Genomic DNA, 19504 nt, shown 5'->3' with positions numbered 1-19504 from the left:
AAACGAACGGAAAGCCTAGTACCTTGTGTCACCTAATCTCAAATTTTAAGTGACACAAGATACTCGCGGCTTTCCAGTCCGTTTTAGAAAAGCACTATTGCTTAGTTGTTTATTTGCTGCCGGCCGCTTGTTCTTTGGCAGCCAGTGCTTCCAGACCTGCTTTAATTTTTTCGGGCAGTGCCGGTACTGCATAAACCCGTACGCCACAAGCATTATAAATGGCGTTAAGAACAGCAGGATGCGGAGCAGTAAGCGGGCCTTCGCCTACACCGGCGGCACCATACGGGCCATGCTCACGCGGTGAGATATTATAAATGATGTCTATGTCATCCGGAATATCCTGGATGAATGGGAAGCCACAAGCCACTAAATTAGTATGCTTTTGCAGATCTTCGAAGTCCTCGGTCAAAGCCAGGCCGATGCCTTGTGCCAAACCGCCATAAATTTGGCCATCAGTAGTCGCCTTATTGGTAAGTGTGCCAATATCGGCAACCGTTGTAAATTTGACCACTCTGGCTTTACCTGTCTTCATGTCCACTTCAACTTCTGGCATAAATACTTCATACATGTACACTGCAAACGGATCACCTTTGGCAGTATCAGGATTGCAGTCAGTACACATTGAGGCCGCCCATTTGCCGTCATAGCGAAGCGGAATATTTTCGGCAACCATTTCGTCATAAGTGCGATAGGTGCCGTCAGGCTTACGCATGGCATTGACCAGCATTTCGCAGCCAACACGAATGGCATTGCCTGTCATTACATTTTGCCGGCTGCCGCCAGACGGGCCGCTGGCCGGAGTAAAGGCCATATCATTCATCACAAGTTTGATTTGTTCCGGGGTGATACCCATTTGCCGCAGGGTTTCATGAGCATGGGTTAAAGCGGCAAGGTCTGCGCCCTGGCCATGGTCTTGCCAGGAGGAACCGACACTAATGGTGCCATCTTTGTTCAGTTCTATCCAGGCCACCGAACCGTCAGGACCGTCAAGCCCGCAGCCGTAGATACCCAGTGACAGGCCTACACCGCGTTTTTTCTCAGGTGTGGAGAGCTCCTGGCAACGCTTTTTGGCTTCTTCCCAAAGCGGCCGGAGGGTGTTGAACATACTCTCAAAGCAGAACACTTCCGGTACTTGCTGCGTCGGTGTAGTGGCACCCGGACGATAAATATTTTTAAAGCGCAATTCCAGCGGATCCATGCCGAGTTTCTCTGCCAATTCGTCCATGGCAATTTCCGAAGCCAGGAAGGCTTGCGGCGAACCGTAAGCGCGGAAAGCAGAACCCCATGCATGATTGGTGCATACGGTGCGTCCTTTGCCGCGAATATTGGGAATCTCGTAGCCGGCACCGGTAAACTGGGCTTGACGCAGAGTTGCCAAATCACCGAACTCGCTGTAGGGACCATGATCCATTGCCCAGTCTGTTTCCATAGCCAGCAGTTTGCCTGTTTTGTCGGCAGCCAGCTTGCATTTCATAAAGACAGGTGAGCGTTTACCGGTATAAGTAATCATTTGGTACATATTGAAGTTCAGGGATACCGGTTTGCCTGTAGCCATACAAGCAACAGCCAGCAGCGCTTCATTTGTCGGGCTGAACTTATAGCCGAAAGTCGCGCCTGTGGGGTTGGCGACAAGACGAAGTTTTTCCGGCTCAATACCAATACCGGGGCAAATCATAGCATGGTGCAAATGCAACGCGATACTCTTGGAATGAACGGTCAGACGTCCTTCTTCATCATAATAGGCGCAACCGCAGTCAGGTTCCAGCACCAGATGAGGCTGACGGCTGCAGTAGGTATTAACTTCTACTGTCACAACATTAGGGTCCTGCATGATGGGTTTGGTGTCCTCACCCTTGACGACCCCTTGCTCAAAGTAAGTATTAGGCACGCCGGGATGAATATCGATAGCATCAGGTGCCATGGCTGCCGGCGCGCTCATATAGGCAGGCAATACTTCCAGATCAACCTTGACTTTTTGGGCGGCTTCTCTGGCATGTTCTTCAGTATCGGCACAAACTATGGCAATTGCATCACCATATTGGAATACTTTCTCGTCGCACAAAATGGGGCGATCCCAGCCGTCACCTTTATTGGTCGGGAAGGTAATCAGGCCGGTGATACGGTTTTTGCCTTTGACATCCTTGTGGGTAACAACTTTGTAAACACCAGGCATTTTTTCGGCTTCCGTGGTGTCAATGCCTTTAATATTTGCATGAGATACTTCTGCCTGAACAAGCGCTAAGCGCAGCGTTCCGGCAGGCATCTGCAGGGCAACATCGGCGCCGAAATCCCAGGTGCCGGTGACTTTCTGCAAGGCGGACGGACGATGATAGGTAGTGCCGTAAATCTTATTGCCTACAGGCTGGTACAACAGGTCTTCTTTCCTCATTTCACCGCGAATAACCTTAGCGGCTGCCATAACGGCATCGACCAGCGGCTTATAACCGGTGCAGCGGCAAGCGTTGCGGTGCTTCTGGAACCAGTCGCGAATCTCTTCTCTTGATGGATTCGGGTTTTCGTCAAGTAAGACCTTGGCCGACAAAATAAAGCCAGGGCTGCAGAACCCGCATTGGGCGCACCCGTAAGCCATCCAGGCAACCTGCAGCGGATGAAGATTGGTAGGTGTAGCCAAACCTTCAATTGTGGTGATATTGGCTTCGTCAGGAACTCTCTTCATTTTCATAACACAGGACCGTACCACTCTGCCATCCATGATGATCGAGCAAGTTCCGCATTGACCTTGATTACAGCCGACTTTACAACCTGTCAGCAGTAGTTGTTCCCTGAGCACACTGGCCAGACTGGCTTCAAGGTCAACAATCAGGGTTCTTGGCAAACCATTGATATTCAGCACTTTTTTTTGCATCTGCTTTTCTCGTCTCCTTCTTATTGAATAATCTATATTTCAGGGGATTTGCTCCTCCCCGAAATACGCCCAAAATGAAATCAGCTTCCCTTGCCAAAGCCGCATTCAGGATAACGGCATTCTTCACACACCAGGCACAACCCGCCATGCCCGAGCCTTATGATATCCTTCCTGGACAGTACTTCACCCGCTAACAGGCGGGGAACCACCAAGTCAAATATTGTGCTTTTGTGATACATCACACAGCCAGGCAAGCCTAAAACCGGAACGGTTCCGAAATAAGCCAGCATAAACATGGCACCAGGTAAAGTAGGTGCACCGTAGGCAACAATCTGGCCTCCTGCCGCCCGGATACCGGATGGGGTTACATCATCAGGGTCAACAGACATGCCGCCTGTAGTGACAATCATCTCCGCCCCCTCTGCCAGCAAACGGTGAATGGCCTTGGATATCATCGAAATATCATCAGGTACAAACACTTGACGCAAAACAGAACTTCCCAACCGTTCAAACTTATCTGTCAGCACCGGACCAAAACAATCTGTAATCCGGCCATGATAAACTTCACTGCCGGTAGTCACCACCCCCACCTTGCAAGCCTGTAAGGGTTTGACTTCCACTACCGGATAACAGTCAATACCGATCTGCTCAATTTGCTTAAGCTTCTCATTGCCAATCACCAAAGGAATAATTTTGCAGCCTGCCACCTTTTTCCCGGCATCTACTATTTGATTTGAATGCAAGGTAGCTGCTGCCACTTGCTCAATATCATTAATCCGTTCCAGTGCTTCGCCATTTATTTTTAGCAAGCCGCGAATACTGGCTGTTATTTCAACTTTCCCCTCAGAAGCCTCGGCCAGCGACAAACCCGGACCGGCTATTGCCTGCGCAAATCTGAGCGCGGCATCATTTTCGTGCAGGGTTTGCTCATTTACTTCCCAGACATAAATATTTTCTTTGCCAATAGTCAGCAATCTGGGTATATCGTCCCGTCGAATTACATGTCCTTTCCTGAAGGCCTTTCCCTTGCGTTTTCCCGGAATAATTTCAGTAACATCATGGCAAAGGACCATGCCTTCTGCCTGGTATACGGGAACTACTTTCATCGTCCATCCTCCTTAGCTAATACAATCTGAGTAAGTAGCCGCCTTTGCTGCCTGACTATGTATGTACTATTATTCATTGCAAGATTTATACCAATGGTAAAATGTCCCATAAAAGTAAAGAACCAGCTGCTTTTCGGGCAGTTGGTTCTTTACGATTTTGTTACATGTACCTAAATATGTTCACAAGTGTCACATAAAAGTGTCACGCACAAGTGACACTTTTCTATTTAATTGTATATCGCATATTGTTTCATTTTCCTGTACAGGGTATTGCGCGAAACTCCCATCGTACGCGCTGTCAAACTCACATTCCCTCTATGGGCGGACAGCAGGGAAAGAATTTCCTGCCTTTCATTCTCCTCCAGCAGGAAACGCCGCCCCTCCCGGCCGCGGCATACTTCCACCACATGCCGGGCAGGATAAAACCCATTGCCATTATCCGGATTTGGGCTAGTCGGGTTTGTCGGCTGCCAGGTACAGATTTCTTTAGGCAAATTTATTAAATTTACCATTTCTCCTTCTGTCAGACTGACGATCCGCTCCACCACATTCTGAAGCTCGCGCACATTTCCCGGCCAATCGTATTGCACAATCCGCTCAATTACCGCCGGACTCACCCGGAAGTTCCGCCCATGCTTATCCAGCCTGTCGAGGAAATAATTAAAGAGCGGCACAATATCCTCCGAGCGTTCTCTGAGCGGCGGTATTGTGATGGCGATTACATTCAATCGATAATACAGGTCTTTGCGGAAAGTGCCTTTCTCCACTTCTTTTAATAGGCTTTTGTTGGTGGCACAAATCACCCTGACATCAACAGGTATTACCTTATCCGAACCAATCCGGTTTACTTTGCGTTCCTGCAATACCCGCAAGAGCGCTACCTGCTGCTCTAACGGCATGTCACCAATTTCATCCAAAAACAGCGTTCCGCCGCAGGCCAGTTCAAATTTGCCCGGTTTCCCCCCGCGTTTAGCCCCGGTAAAGGCTCCGTCTTCATAGCCGAATAGTTCACTGCCAATCAGTTCCCGTGGGATTGCCCCGCAATTTACCGCAATGAAGGGTCCGGCAGAACGGTCACTGCGATTATGGATAGCCTGTGCAAATATTTCTTTACCGGTGCCGCTTTCACCCTGGAGCAACACACTGGATATACAGGTCGCGGCAAGAGAAGCTATCCGGACAGCTTCCAGAATGGCTTTGCTCTCACCGATAATATCACTAAATTTTAAGGTTCCATAGTGTCCGCTAAACCGGTTTACTAAATTCTGAATTTGTTTCATCGGCCGCAAAATAATAACCCCGCCTGTCACCACTCCCTGCTCATCAGCAACAGGTTCACCGGTCGCCAGATAATGACTCAGCCCACAGTTGGTATCCAACATGATTTCAATGTCTGCACAGGATTCCTTGCAGGTTATTATTCTTCTGATAATTGTGCTTTGGGCGCCAAAGATACTTTCTACTTGCAGCGGCTGCTTGGTCTCAAACTTGGTTGGCCCAAAACCGAGTATTTTTTTGGCAACAGGATTCAGTTCGCTGATAACGCCATTATTATCAATCATAATTACGCCGTCAGACATTGTATTAAAAATATTTGTCAGGCGACTGTTCATTACACGTAATTCGTTATTTTTTCTCCTGATGGCAAGCTGGGCCATAATAGCCTCAGTTGCCGCCACCACCATCCCCAAGGTATGGAGATGAGCCGCTGTTGATTTCCCGGAAACGTCCAGGATTCCTAATACTTTCCCCTTTTCGTCAAGAATAGGGGCTGCCGAGCAGGTCAGACAATGATGCTTCCGGCAGTAATGCTCCGAACCGGATACCTGAATCGGCTTTCTGGTAACCAGGGCCGTACCGATGGCATTCGTGCCTGCTTCCTTTTCACTCCAGTTTGCCCCTTGAAAAAAACTCACCGTCATGGGGTTCTTTAATGTATCTTTATCGCCAAGTATTTCCATAATGTAGCCGCGTATGTCTGTCAGAACAACTACAAAGCCGGAACCGGCAACAATCTGGTATAAGTTATCCATAAACGGTTTAGCAATGGTAATAAGTTCCTGGTTTTCCCGCAATACGGCCCTAAGGCTGTATTGATCCAGCTGGTGATGAACGCCATCATCGTTAGGATTAACCCTGGCTTGGCGACACCGCACCCACGAGTCGAGAATCTCCGGTCTGATAGAGTGCTTGTAGCTTTTGTCGATACTCTTTAACGTTGCGGTAAAGCTTAGCCACCCGGCCAAAGTACCATCACAAGTGTTTTCGGCATACACAACCATAAGTCACCTACCTATTCTCGATTTTGGCTCAACACAAGAAAGTTGATCATCAGTTGCATTAAACCGTCAGATTTGGAGGTACTAATTTTTCTCTTTATTTCCACTATTCGGTAACTAACGAAAAATTCCTGCTTGTTAAATTACATTTCCAAAAACTAGAAACAAGATGCAGTGCCGCAAACTTCCCGCTACCATAGAGATGACCATGACTCTGCTCCTGATAGAACAAAGCAGTTCCGGCGGTGTTTCTGCAAGAACTGCTTTAACAATGGTCGCAACCAGTTCTCTCAGGGCACCGGCAAAACTGCCAACATGCCTGCACCGCTTTGATGCATTACGTCGGAACCCATATGTATGGAATAATCGCCCAAACTACCTTTAATAATGACATGGGCAGTTTGACATGAATGATTTTACAGCCACAAAACGGCCGGTTTCTCTGCGTGCTAATAATTTGTTCATTTTTCCGGCGTTGTTTCTTCAGCAGCTTGCTCCTTCTGCTCTACCAGGCCCTTAACCATGCGCTCAAGATCCACGCCCGAAACATTCTTCAGCATTTCTGGAGCTGTTGCCATTAAGGATGTCACATATTTGCTGACCTTTACGGCTCCATCCCCGTTTCCGGCATCCACAACCGTCAATTTATCAATGGTTTTGAGAGGTTCAGCGATTTTTCCGGCCAATTCAGGCAGCATCCTGATAACAATATCTAAGACGGCGGCCTCGCCGAATTTTTCGAAGGCTTCTGCCAGCTTTTCTTTGGCTTCTGCTTCTGCCAGGCCTTTTAACCGCACAACATCGGCTTCGGCAGTGCCTTGGGCCCGTTCGGCGTCGGCGATAGCAAAGCCTTCCAGGCGCTTTTGCTCGGCGTTAGCCTTGGCTTCAGCCTCAATGCGATATTGGACGGCATCGGCCTCGCGCATTTGTCTGGCCTTGGCAGCTTCAGCGGCCTGCTCCACCGCGTAGCGGTCGGCATCAGCTTTCTTTTTCACCTCGGCATCAAATTGCTTTTCCCGGCGCAGAATTTCCTTGTCCTGCACATCAATCTCCCGCTCTTTGCGCACAATTTCAATCTTCATCTGTTCCTGGGTGACCATTTGCTCGGAACGGGCTTTTTGGATGCTATAGGCTTGGTCGGCTTCGGCCTTGGCTGTATCCTGCTCACGCTTGAAGGCGGCAACCTTTAGCTCCTTTTCCTTAGTAGCCTCGGCAACATTGGTATCTCGCAAGAGCTCGGCCTTTTGCCCTTCTTCATCGGCCAAGGCTTTTTTGATGCGGGCATCGCGCATGGCCTCAGCCTCGGCGATTTCTGCATCCCGTTTGACAGCGGCAATGCGGGGTTTGCCAAGAGCATCCAGATAGCCCTGCTTATCGCGCACATCCTTGATGGTGAAGGATACGATGGAGAGTCCCATCTTTTTCAAATCGCGGGCAGCCACACTCTGCACTTCCTGAGCAAAGCGATCCCGGTTTCGATATACTTCCTCTACTGTCATGGTTCCCAAAATGGCCCTTAAATGGCCTTCCAGCACTTCCTGTGCCTCGATCTTCAAAGCTTCTGTGGGTTTTCCCATGAACTGCTCGGCAGCTGTCGCCACATCCTCAACAGCGCTGCCGACCTTGATAATGGCTACGCCGTCGGCCATTACCGGCACCCCCTGTTCGGTATAAACCTCAGGGGTGGTAACATCCAGCTTGTGTGACAGCAGGGACAACTTGTCCGCCTGCTGGAAAATCGGGAGAATGAATGCGCCGCCGCCTCTGACAATTTTAATCTTCCTCCCAGTTTCATCGGTCAGCACATCCGCCCCTGCCAAAAAGGAACCAGTTACCAGCATTGCCTCATCTGGTCCGACTGTCTTGTACCGTGCCCAAAAAGCTAACCCCAGCACAACAAGCACAATCACTACCACTGCAATAATTATAAAAACGCTCATATCCATACTCCTTGTATTATAGAGTAGTAGTTATTAGAGCCCCTCTCCAAGGGCTATATGCTACACTGTAAAGGATGCTGTGGATTGGTTTTATCTCCTACCACCAGATGGTTCAAGAGAGGCTCCAACCGCAGCCCTTTGCAGGTTTGTTAATCAGTTAGATACCGCCAGACGGTTGATGTAGAACAAGGTTACAAGAGCAAAGTGTTCTGTGGGTACAGCATCAAATAATACCGTTGGAGGTCTTGCTATGATTTGTGTCGGGATTGATGTCGCTAAGGATAAACACGACTGCTTCATCATCAGTTCGGAGGGTAAAGTCCTTGCAAATGTGTTCACCATCCAAAACAGCATGGAAGGATTTGGCTACCTGTTGGAAAAAATCCGTGCCTGTTCTTTGCCCCTGGACAAAATAAAGGTAGGGCTTGAGGCTACCGGACACTACAGCTACAACATTCTCGGGTTTCTCCTTGACAATGGTCTGGACACCTATGTCATTAACCCCTTGCACACCAATCTTTACCGGAAAAGCCTCACCCTGCGAAAGACGAAGACTGACCGTGTCGATGCGCGAACAATTGCGGCTATGCTCATGTCTGATGTGGGCCTCAAGCCCTACACAGACACAGCTTACCACAATGAGGAGCTAAAGTCACTCACCAGATACCGGTTCGACAAGGTGAAGGTACGCGCTAAGCTGAAGTCCTCAATTGCCAGGCTGGTATGCATCCTGTTCCCGGAGCTGGAAAAGCTGGTATCGTCACTCCATATGGCCTCTGTTTACGCCTTGCTCGATGAGTTCCCGGGGGCTAAGCAGATTGCAGCGGCACATCTGACGCGGCTCACCCATTTGCTTGCCGAATCCTCCAAAGGCCGTTACGGACGGGACAAAGCCATAGAGATACGTGAAGCCGCCAGGCAATCGATTGGCTCTGTGACGACCGCGAAATCACTGGAACTGCGGCATACCATCCGGCTCATCCGTGAACTCGATGCCGAGATTGCGGAAATTGAACAGGTCATCCAACGCATCATGGACAAGATGCTTTCGCCTATTACCACGATTCCCGGCATTGGCTACAGGATGGGGGCTATGATTCTGTCTGAGGTGGGTGACTTTTCACGCTTTGATTCCCCTGACAAGATTTTGGCCTATGCCGGCCTGTCGCCCTCTACCTACCAATCCGGGCAGCTTAAAAATTGCTATGCCCATATGGAGAAGCGCGGCTCCAGATACCTACGCTATGCCATCTTCAATGCCACAAAATTTGTTTGCCTTTGGGACCCTGTCTTTGCCGCTTACCTCGCCAGGAAACGCGCCGAGGGAAAGCATTACAATGTGGCCATCTCTCATGCTGCCAAGAAGCTGGTCCGGCTCATTTATGCTCTGGAGAAATCCGGCGAGCCTTATCGTCTGGCAGCCTGATTCTCTCTCGATAGCCCGCATGGCGTCCTGTGGACGTCTGTTTTGCTATACCCTTTTTTGAACCATCTGTTTTTTGTCCTCCATCCTCAAATTCGGGCTTGACTTTTAATAGTTAGTCTCTCTTTTGCTGCCTACACCAGTTCTTCAACATTCTCCGCCTTGCGTGATACATACAAAACCCCGTCTCTGACAACCCGCACTACGACCTGTGCACCGGCAGGAATATCCAGACTTTCGTTGCATGCTGCTATCTGGCTGGTATTACCGCCCACCGTTTTAATCAGAACCTCGCCATAACCGGCAGCCGGAATGGGGATTATTACCTCTCCCTGTTTGCCAATCAGCTCTTTGATAAAAAAAGCGGCAGAATTCTCGGCCCCTTTCATTGGCCTGACATAAACAAAATATGCCACTCCAGACAAGCTGACTGCGGCAAACAGCGATAAAATGACAATGATATTAGCATGATAATCAGTATAACTCTCCAGGATTACTCCTGTACCGCCGAAGCTGGTCACCCCCCCGACGAGGATTACCGGTTCTGACCACGGCTCGGGGAAAAGTGAGTCAAAAATGCCATCAAACATGCTGCCAATAATATCGCCGAAAAAAATAGTAATTATGGCAAAAATCACACCAAAGGACAGCGCGCCCCAATACACTTCCAGCATAAGACACTTCCTTTTTAGCTTCCTGTTGCTTTTATCGTTTTCCATATCAAGCAGCAGAATGACTGACCCCTTGCTGCTTTCAGCCAAACATCATCGCTTTCTATTCTTCCAGAGTTCTGGCTTTGCGAAATTCGGCAAACTTATCTCGCTTGGCTCGCCTAATATCTGCTCCCTTGCTTCTTCGTGCGGCAAATCTCCCGCTACTGCCGGCAGTATTAGTCCTGACATGCGTGGCAGAATGCCGGATAATCGTTCAGCCTTTCAGTTTCTCAGTCAGTACGGCGGGAATAGCCGTTTTGTACAATAGATAAGCAATAATACTGCCGCCGGTTGTGCTGACCATAAAAGGAACGACAAAGAAAAACGCGCCGGCCGCCGAACCGATAAAATATTTGGCAACAGGATAAGCCAGTAATGCACCCAAAATACCTGTTCCGATTATTTCCCCGGCAATAGCTCCCCAAATGCTATTGGTTCGCTTATATAAAAAACCGGACAGCGCTGCGCCAACCATGCTTCCCGGAAAGGCTAACAGCGAGCCTGTGCCTAATATATTGCGCAACAACGAAATCCCAAACGCGGCACTCACCGAATAACGTGTTCCTAAAAGGACTGCCAGCAATATATTGATAACATGCTGCAAGGGAAAACATTTGGCGATGCCGATCGGGATATATACCAAATGGGATGTAAGTATACCCACTGCCATAAAAATAGCGGTATAAGCGAGTTTACGAATTTGCATAAATATTTATCTTCCTTTCTCCGTAATTCTGTGTTTATGAAAGTTATACTTGCTGTTAGGATAAAAAATTCGTCACAGCAAACCTGCCTCCTGCCAAACAGGAAGGTAAAACTTTTATTGTCAAACAATTGTCTGCCCCCCAAATTATAATACTGTATATTTTCGGCGCATGCCTTGTATTTTTGGTAATTCAGTGTTAAATTAGCAATTATAACTTTACATCCATCTACTTCGTTGGTTTTGGAGGGAATTTACATGAAAAAAATTCAAACCGTTTTGGTTGCCAATCGTGGCGAAATTGCCATCCGGGTCATGCGTGCTTGTAATGAATTGGCAATACGCACTATTGCCATTTATTCTAAAGAAGATATCTTTTCCTTGCACCGCTATAGAGCCGATGAGGCCTATCTAATCGGCGAAAACAAAGGCCCTGTCGATGCTTATCTGGACATTGAAGATATCCTGCGCATCGCCAAAAATCGCGGTGTGGACGCTATCCATCCCGGCTATGGCTTTTTAGCAGAAAACATTAATTTTGCTAAACGCTGCCAAGAAGAAGGTATCCTGTTTATCGGACCGGAGATCCGGCATCTGGCTATGTTTGGCGACAAAATCAACGCCCGCGCCCAGGCAGTGGCGGCAGGATTACCGGTTATCCCCGGCAGCGACGGTCCTGTGAGCTGTCTGGAAGAGGTCAAAGCGTTTGGCGAACGCTACGGGTATCCGCTGATCATCAAAGCCATCTTAGGCGGCGGCGGCCGCGGTATGCGGGTCGTGCGGACAGCGGCCGAGGTTGAACAAGCCTACCTGCTCACTAAATCAGAAGCCAAGGCTTCTTTTGGTGATGACCAAATCTATCTTGAGCGTCTCCTGGAAAACCCTAAACATATTGAAGTTCAAATCCTGGGCGACCAGCATGGCAATATCATTCATTTATATGAAAGAGACTGTTCTGTCCAGCGTCGCCACCAAAAGGTTATTGAAATCGCTCCCAGCATCTCCATCACGCAGGAATTGCGCCACGCAATCTGCAACGCTGCCGTAAAACTCATGAAAAAGGTCGGTTATGTCAATGCCGGCACTGTGGAATTTTTAGTGACCCCCGACCAGCAGTTTTATTTTATTGAAGTAAACCCGCGCATCCAGGTAGAACATACTATCACCGAAATGATTACAGGTATTGATATTGTGCAAGCCCAGCTGCACATTGCCGACGGCACAAGTCTGCGCGACGAAAGTATCGGCATTACAGATCAAAACAGCATTACGTGCAATGGCCATGCCATCCAATGCCGGATTACCACCGAAGACCCGGCTAATCAATTCCTGCCTGACACCGGAAAAATAACGGCCTACCGCAGCGGCGGCGGTTTCGGCGTACGCCTGGACGCTGGCAATGCCTATACAGGCTCGGTTATCACGCCCTATTATGACTCGCTGCTGGTGAAACTCTCTACCTGGGGCCTGACACACAAGAGCGCTATTGCCAAAATGAAACGCTGCCTCAATGAATTCCGGATTCGCGGCATAAAATCCAATATCCCGTTTCTGCACAATGTTGTTGAGCATCCGGATTTTTTAAGCGGCAATTACTATACCTCCTTTATCGACACCTCGCCGGAACTATTCATATTCTCGCCGCCACAGGACAGAGGCACAAAACTGTTAAACTACCTGGCCGAGATTACCGTCAATGGCGCTGAAGGGGTGACTAAGCGGCCTAAACCCGGTTTTCCGCCGCTCCGCCTCCCGCAAACGCCACAAACGCCACTGCCCAGCGGCACCAAACAAATTCTCGATAGCCGCGGCCCTGAGGGTTTGGTAACGTGGATTAAAGAACAAAAAGAAGTATTACTGACCGACACTACCCTGCGTGACGCCCACCAATCCCTGCTGGCCACCCGGATGCGGTCATACGATATGCTTAATGCCATTACACCTATGGCTCACGGGATGCCTAACTTATTTTCCCTGGAGATGTGGGGCGGCGCTACCTTCGATGTTGCTTACCGTTTCTTAAAGGAAGATCCCTGGAAGCGTCTTGAAGCGCTTCGGGCACAGGCCCCGAACGTTTTGTTCCAGATGCTGCTGCGCGCTTCTAACGCGGTTGGGTACACCAATTATCCGGACAATGTCATTCGTGCCTTTGTTGACCAGGCCGCCGAAGCCGGCATCGATGTTTTCCGCATTTTTGACAGCTTAAACTGGCTGGAAGGCATGACGGTTGCCATTGACGCGGTACGCAAGTCCGGCAAGGTTGCCGAGGTTGCCTTATGCTATACCGGCGATATACTGGACCCTGCCCGCAGCAAGTATGATTTAAGCTATTATATTAAGCTGGCCAAAGAGGTCGAACAGGCCGGCGCTCATATTCTGGCCATTAAGGACATGGCCGGCCTGCTCAAGCCGGAAGCCGCCTATCAACTGGTTTCCGCCCTCAAGGAGGCAGTCGAGCTCCCCATTCACCTGCATATGCATGACACCAGCGGCAATGGCATCTATGCCTACGCCCGGGCTATTGATGCCGGTGTGGATATTGTTGACACAGCCCTCTCTTCCCTGTCCGGTATGTCCTCACAGCCGAGCGGCAACAGCTTATATTATGCCCTGCAGGGTCATCCCCGCCAGCCTAAGGCGGATATCCGCAAGTTGCATGAGTTATCCCATTACTGGGAAGATGTCCGGGCCTATTACCGGGATTTTGAAAGCAGCCTCTTTTTCCCTAATCCGGAGGTATATCTCCACGAAATGCCTGGCGGACAATACAGCAATCTCCGCCAGCAGGCCAAAGCCCTGGGACTGGAAAGCCAGTGGGACAAAGTCAAAGAAGTATACCGCCAGGTCAATGACATGTTTGGCGATATTACCAAAGTAACCCCTTCCTCCAAAATCGTCGGCGACATGGCCTTGTTTATGGTGGAAAACAACCTTACAGAAGAAGATATTTATGCTTCCGGCAGCAGCTTGGACTTTCCTAACTCTGTCGTAGAATTCTTCTCCGGCCAAATTGGCCAGCCTTACCAAGGGTTCCCGCAGAAGCTGCAGCGCATTGTTCTCAAGGGGAAAGAACCGTTAACCAAACGTCCCGGCGAACTGCTGCCTGACGCCAATTTTACGCAGATCCAGGAAACGCTGGCTAACACAATGCAGCGTCCGGTGACAATGAAGGATGCATTGGCCTATGCCCTGTATCCCCAGGTGTTTTCCGCCTGGAACAGCTTTGTCAATTCCTATGGTGACGTATCGGTGCTAGACACTCCTACCTTCTTCCATGGCTTACAGCTCAGAGAAGAAATCAGAGTGGATATTGAGGAAGGAAAAATGCTGGTCATTAAACTTATCTCAATCGAAGATCCACGTCCTGACGGCACACGGATTGTTCAGTTCGAGCTTAACGGCATGCCCCGTGAGGTTGTTGTTAAAGATAAGAGCATCAAAGCGGTAACTATTGCCAGAGCAAAAGCCGAAAAAGACAATCCCGCCCATCTTGGCGCTTCCATGACCGGCAAGGTTGTAAAAGTTATGGTGGAAAGAGGCGCTCGCGTTAAGAAGGGAGAACCGTTAATCGTTACTGAAGCCATGAAGATGGAAACCACCATCCAGGCTCCTTTTGACGGCGTAGTTGATGAACTCTATGTGAAACCCCAGGATTCCATCGATACAGGCGATTTACTCTTAGAACTCCTGAAAGTATCAGAGGCATAACGCTACGAAATATAAACCGGGTTAACCAGCTAATAGAGCAACACGGCATGCACCAGAACAAAAGTGCATGCCGTGTTGTTTACTTTAGTCGGCCGTTTCGGTCTGAATCGGCTCTAAAATGATACGATGGTCAACCAGATTCAGTTCTTTAATCCTAGCGGCAAGAGTCTTTCTCTGTCCGAAGATGCTTTCCAGATACACTTCACCATTCTGCGGCACAACCTTGTCGACGCGTTCCATCAGCAGCTCTTCTTTATCACCCTTAAAAAGATAAGCATTAGCCTCGCACATGTGACTATTCCCTCCCTCCATCGTCTATGTATTGCTTCATTTGCATAACCAAAGCCTCAACCATGTGTGGCAGCGGCTCTGAATGAATACCCACCAGGTCAATGTTGTTTTGATGAATGGGTAAAAGAATCTTTCTTGCCTTGCTGGCAACCACTCGTTTGGCCATTTTAGGCGTTAATTCACCCTTCATGGAGTTAGGCAGAATGATACTGAGCGGTCCTAAGATCAAAGCCACTTCATTAATATTGCAAATAAGCGCATTTTCGCCTGTGGCGCCTTCATTGGCCCCGGCCCGCAGCATCACAGCGGTAGCCTGGGAATTGGTCCCAATAGCCAGAATATCCACAGCATTGCCAAATTCGCTGCGAACCCGGTTAATTATGACCCGGCCAATTCCGCCTCCCTGCCCATCGACAACGGCAATGTACACAAAATCCCTCCAGTAAACCAATCCAATAATACCACATTTGCTATAAGTATTATTGTACATTACTATGCTATCACTTTCCATAGAAACAGGCAAATTCCTGCTTCCGGCAGAAGTCTCCCAATTCCGGCTGCCGCTCCGGCAAGTCACAGCACAGGTTAGTCCCTGGATACCTGCAGTGGATTTTTGCTGGCACCGGCTTGTGTTTTGCCTGCACACCTGACAGTATTGCCGGTATCTGTTAAAAAGGCCGGACATTTACCGGTAGCTATCATTTGACTGGGATATATACTGCGATGACCGGAAATGATGTAGCTAATCAGGCAGCTTATGGCGGCATAGGGAATGACGTCACTCCCATATAATTCTGCGGCCATAATAACTGCCGCGATCGGTGTATTGACGGCACCTGCCAGCAAGGCCGCCATACCGATTACAGCATAGGCCTGGATATCCACACTGCCGATGAGCTGGCCAAATAAGTTTCCTGCAGCGGTTCCCACCACAATAACCGGCATAATAATCCCGCCTGTCCCGCCACACCCCAGGGTAACAGCCGTGGCAACAGTTTTCCAAAAAAAGGCCGCCGCCGGAATACTGCCGCCGTGCACCCCGGTTTCCAGTAATTCGGTACTGAGTCCCAGATACAGCGGGCTGATAAAGTGAGCAATAAAGGTAAGCATAATACCGCCAATAAGCGCTTTGACCGGTTTAGTCAGCTGCAGCCTGTCAAAATGCCGGCCACACTGCTGAATTGTCTTAATGAAGAATACCGAGACTGCCCCGCAAAGCAGTCCCAGTACGATTGCCCCCATGGCCAGATAGCAGCTGGATTCTATTATAATATCCCGGTACACATAAGATATCCCGGTAAAATAAGCAACATAATAACCGGCCGCACCGGCAATACAGGCAGGATAGAGGGTATCATAAAGAATTTTACCAACAAATAATACTTCTACGGCAAATATGGCACCGGCAACAGGCGTACCGAAAACAACGGCAAAACCTGCACTTATACCGCACACAACAATTTGCCGGCAATCTGCGTCTGTCGTTTGCAAAAACCGTCCCCAGGCCGAGGCAAGGGTGGCGCCGAGCTGCGCCGCCGGACCCTCTTTGCCCGCCGAGCCACCGGCAGCGATTGTTATGACGGTGGCTATTATCTTTACCGGCACTTCGGCCAGGGGCAGATAACCAGCCTTTTGGTGAATGGCTTCAACCATTTTATCGCTCCCGCCCGAAATTCCCGGTGCCAGCCACTGCACCAGCAAACTGTTTAAAAATAAAACCGGCGGAATAAAAAAATAGTAATAGGGCACCTGGGTCCAAACAGCAATAGCCCAGGCTAATAGCTGCAAAAATAAAGTTACCCCCAGGCCGGCAATCACGCCTGTGGTAACGCCAAAATATGTCCATTTAATAATATGCCTCAGTAATGGCAGTTGCTTATAGTACTGAGTAAGAAACCGGCAGCCAAACAATACCGGTTCCATACCTACCACCAATAATTCGGATACTGCCGTTTGGCGGCCAAATTATTCACCAGTAGCCCGACAACTACTAAAATACCGATACCTACACCTACAGGCATTAGTGGAAATAGCCAATCCTGCCGGGTAACTACAGCAATTAAGGCCGTAGCGCCGGCCGGCGGGTGGACGGTCCTTGTCCCTACCATTGCCGCTACCGCAATGCCGACACTAAGAGCTGCCGTATACCAGTAACAACCTGCCACCTGGTAAACGGTAACCCCGATAATGGCTGAAAGTATATGTCCGGCAATGGCATTGCGCGGCTGCGCAAACGGAGCCGCCGGCGCACCGTAAATGAGACAGGCTGATGCACCTAAAGATGCTACTAAAACAGGAATTTCCTGGATAAAAGCAAGGTAGGTAACAATACCGATACCGGCAAATGAACCAACCAACGCCCAAAAACACTCTGATACAGCGGGGATTGGTACCCCGCATCTTCCGCCTGAGTTCATTTTGCGCCAATAGGCTTCACAGGACGAAACCAGATGTTCACAGGAGGCTGTTGTTTTTTCACAACTTTCTTTTTCCGGCAAACTGTTTGGCATATACGCTCCTCCTTGTTTAGGATTAAAATGGGAAAATGCCGCAAAAACGGCATTTTCCTGCTATCTACTTTTTAGTAACCAGGGGAACCAGACAGGCCAAAGTGAATATCACATACGACAAACCAACCAGTGCACTGTTACTGCTGATGCCGCCTTCGTAGGATAGATAAAAGCCCAGCCAAAATCCCCAGAAGGCTGCATTCATCAGCGGAGCACGATATTTTTTCCGCCATGATACCGGCGGAATCGCGATATTAGGGTTGGTATTCGGCGCAGGATTTGTTGTATTCATTACAATACCTCCTTTGTATTTCGCAAATTTATTGACCTAGGGAAGATCTTTAAATAGCATGTAGGCAAATATCCAGGCATTGATGCCCACAAGCAGCGAAATGAGTATGCAATAAGGTATTGTCCGGTTCATTACTTCGCTTTCGCGACCGTCCAGACCAACAGTTGCTGAACCGATCAGTACTTTTGAAGGAGCAATAGAGCAGCCTACCGAACCGCCGACAGACTGCACGGCGCAGGTGATGACCGAACTGATCCCCAGCACTTTGGCGGTCTCATATTGCAAGGCGCCAAACATAACATTAGAGTTGGTGTTGCTGCCGGTAAGAAATGCTCCCAGCACCCCGATAAACGGCGAGAATATGGGGAACAGAGCGCCTGTCGAGTTAGCTATCCCTTGTGCCAGCAGGCTGGTCATTCCGGTGTCGTTCATGATTAAAGCCATCATAACCATGGTAGTTATGCCAATACTGGTGGGAACACATTGGGAAATAGTAGCCTGAAGAGCTCCGCCAAAGGCACCCGGTTTCCACTTGCCTGCCGCCTTGAAAATAAGGAAGGCACAAAAGGCGGCAAATAGCAAGAGCGGTGCCGGATGAGAAAAAATGTTAATTTTTGAATACATTTTTTCGGCTTTTATAGCGTAACCGGCAGCAGTCGTCATTGCCGGATAGTTGAGACCCCAGGTAAAGGAAGAGAAAATTTGCGCAATCGATTTAATCTGCGTCATGATACATAAGGCAATTAAAATATAATAGGGGGAGAACGCCAGGTTAAATCCCATATACGGTACTGCGTCCTCCTGCTGAGTACCGTCAGCTTCGTGACGATAGATGGTTTTGGCCAGTATAGCCATCGTACCACAGCCCAACAGTGCCGGAATTAAAGTAGCCAGCTGGGCTGCCCCCAGCTTGTTCATGACCCAGCACATAAAAGCCATTACCGTACCTGTTATCAGCACCGCCGGCATGCCTCTTTTCACAGCGGGGAAACCGCCGTAAATATGGCAAACAGCAAGGCCTGTGGCATAAATAGGCACAGCAAACAAAATGGCCATCCAGGGACCGATAACCTCCCCGGGAATCTTAGTTGCCAGCTGGATGGTATAATAGGACGAACCCATGGAGCCGAAGCTAATCGACCACGAGTGTCCGACCAGACAGGTAGCAGCCGCAACAGCCGGCTTAAAACCCATAACCAGCATAATGGGAGCAACAACTGCAACTGGTACGCCAAAGCCGGCAATACCCTGCATAAAGCTGGCAAAACACCATGACATCAGTAAACATTGCAATAATTTTTCTTCCGTTACTTTGATCATAGTGTCGCCAATTACTTTGATGGCACCATTCTTCTCCACAAAGTTATAGAGAAAAACGGCCCCCCAGATAATTAAGAGCACATACAGCGACATCGCCATCCCTTTACTATTGGCCAAAGCCAGCAGACGCAGGTCGCCGCCAAAGGCTAAGAGGCCAATGGCAACTGCCGTGAACCAGGAGACGGCTCCTGATTTTGGCGCACCCCAGTTAAATAGTAAAATGGTGGAAAGCAAGACTAAAATCGGTAGGAAAGCTAGTATCCAGTTCGTAAAGGTTAAGGCAACCCCCTTATCCATACAACCGAGCCTCCTTCCAGAATCCTTCGCCCAATTATGTGAGCCACGGCAACATA

14 protein-coding genes are annotated in these 19504 nt (G+C 49.1%); 2 read left to right on the top strand and 12 right to left on the bottom strand.

Going from position 1 to position 19504, the window contains the following annotated elements; genetic code table 11:
• Nucleotides 1–109: 109 nt before the first annotated feature.
• The 4 genes from SPSPH_RS06225 to SPSPH_RS06210 all read right to left on the bottom strand — a co-directional run bounded on the left by SPSPH_RS06225 (nt 110) and on the right by SPSPH_RS06210 (nt 8191).
• Nucleotides 110–2866 (bottom strand): molybdopterin-dependent aldehyde oxidoreductase, encoded by a 2757-nt coding sequence (locus SPSPH_RS06225; RefSeq protein ID WP_075754234.1) that lies wholly within the window; start codon nt 2864–2866, stop codon nt 110–112.
• A gap of 80 nt (nt 2867–2946) precedes the next feature.
• Nucleotides 2947–3972 carry a molybdopterin-binding protein gene (locus SPSPH_RS06220; RefSeq protein ID WP_075754232.1) on the bottom strand — a complete coding sequence of 342 codons (1026 nt, stop codon included), beginning with the start codon at nt 3970–3972 and terminating at the stop codon, nt 2947–2949.
• Nucleotides 3973–4199: 227 nt separating this feature from the next.
• Nucleotides 4200–6254, bottom strand: a complete 2055-nt coding sequence (locus tag SPSPH_RS06215) for a sigma-54-dependent Fis family transcriptional regulator (protein ID WP_083945432.1) — start codon at nt 6252–6254, stop codon at nt 4200–4202.
• Nucleotides 6255–6712: 458 nt separating this feature from the next.
• Nucleotides 6713–8191, bottom strand: coding sequence for a flotillin family protein (locus tag SPSPH_RS06210; protein WP_109298220.1), 1479 nt, complete (start codon nt 8189–8191; stop codon nt 6713–6715).
• A 250-nt stretch (nt 8192–8441) separates the two neighbouring features.
• Between SPSPH_RS06210 and SPSPH_RS06205 the strand changes: the two genes are divergently transcribed.
• Nucleotides 8442–9617, top strand: coding sequence for an IS110 family transposase (locus SPSPH_RS06205; protein ID WP_075754228.1), 1176 nt, complete (start codon nt 8442–8444; stop codon nt 9615–9617).
• A gap of 131 nt (nt 9618–9748) precedes the next feature.
• Here the strand turns inward: SPSPH_RS06205 and SPSPH_RS06200 are convergent, their stop codons facing one another.
• Both SPSPH_RS06200 and thiW read right to left on the bottom strand, forming a co-directional pair.
• Nucleotides 9749–10288 carry a protease gene (locus SPSPH_RS06200; RefSeq protein WP_075754226.1) on the bottom strand — a complete coding sequence of 180 codons (540 nt, stop codon included), beginning with the start codon at nt 10286–10288 and terminating at the stop codon, nt 9749–9751.
• A 253-nt stretch (nt 10289–10541) separates the two neighbouring features.
• Nucleotides 10542–11033, bottom strand: a complete 492-nt coding sequence (gene thiW / locus SPSPH_RS06195) for an energy coupling factor transporter S component ThiW (RefSeq protein ID WP_075754224.1) — start codon at nt 11031–11033, stop codon at nt 10542–10544.
• Between the two features lie 255 nt (nt 11034–11288).
• Between thiW and SPSPH_RS06190 the strand changes: the two genes are divergently transcribed.
• Nucleotides 11289–14738 carry a pyruvate carboxylase gene (locus SPSPH_RS06190; RefSeq protein ID WP_075754222.1) on the top strand — a complete coding sequence of 1150 codons (3450 nt, stop codon included), beginning with the start codon at nt 11289–11291 and terminating at the stop codon, nt 14736–14738.
• An 84-nt stretch (nt 14739–14822) separates the two neighbouring features.
• Here the strand turns inward: SPSPH_RS06190 and SPSPH_RS06185 are convergent, their stop codons facing one another.
• From SPSPH_RS06185 to SPSPH_RS06160, 6 genes are all read right to left on the bottom strand, one after another.
• Nucleotides 14823–15029 carry a CooT family nickel-binding protein gene (locus SPSPH_RS06185; RefSeq protein ID WP_075754220.1) on the bottom strand — a complete coding sequence of 69 codons (207 nt, stop codon included), beginning with the start codon at nt 15027–15029 and terminating at the stop codon, nt 14823–14825.
• Nucleotides 15030–15033: 4 nt separating this feature from the next.
• Complete coding sequence (locus tag SPSPH_RS06180) at nt 15034–15459, bottom strand: DUF3842 family protein (RefSeq protein WP_075754218.1); 426 nt, start codon at nt 15457–15459, stop codon at nt 15034–15036.
• Between the two features lie 155 nt (nt 15460–15614).
• Nucleotides 15615–16952: a chloride channel protein gene (locus SPSPH_RS06175; RefSeq protein WP_075754216.1), complete on the bottom strand. Its 1338-nt coding sequence runs from the start codon at nt 16950–16952 to the stop codon at nt 15615–15617.
• Nucleotides 16953–16954: 2 nt separating this feature from the next.
• Nucleotides 16955–17539: an HPP family protein gene (locus SPSPH_RS06170; RefSeq protein ID WP_075754214.1), complete on the bottom strand. Its 585-nt coding sequence runs from the start codon at nt 17537–17539 to the stop codon at nt 16955–16957.
• Nucleotides 17540–17603: 64 nt separating this feature from the next.
• Nucleotides 17604–17831: a hypothetical protein gene (locus SPSPH_RS06165; protein WP_075754212.1), complete on the bottom strand. Its 228-nt coding sequence runs from the start codon at nt 17829–17831 to the stop codon at nt 17604–17606.
• A 36-nt stretch (nt 17832–17867) separates the two neighbouring features.
• Nucleotides 17868–19448: an L-lactate permease gene (locus tag SPSPH_RS06160; protein WP_075754210.1), complete on the bottom strand. Its 1581-nt coding sequence runs from the start codon at nt 19446–19448 to the stop codon at nt 17868–17870.
• Nucleotides 19449–19504: the final 56 nt, after the last annotated feature.

Source organism: Sporomusa sphaeroides DSM 2875 (assembly GCF_001941975.2).
Classification (GTDB): domain Bacteria; phylum Bacillota; class Negativicutes; order Sporomusales; family Sporomusaceae; genus Sporomusa; species Sporomusa sphaeroides.
This window is presented reverse-complemented; position numbering and strand designations above follow the sequence as displayed.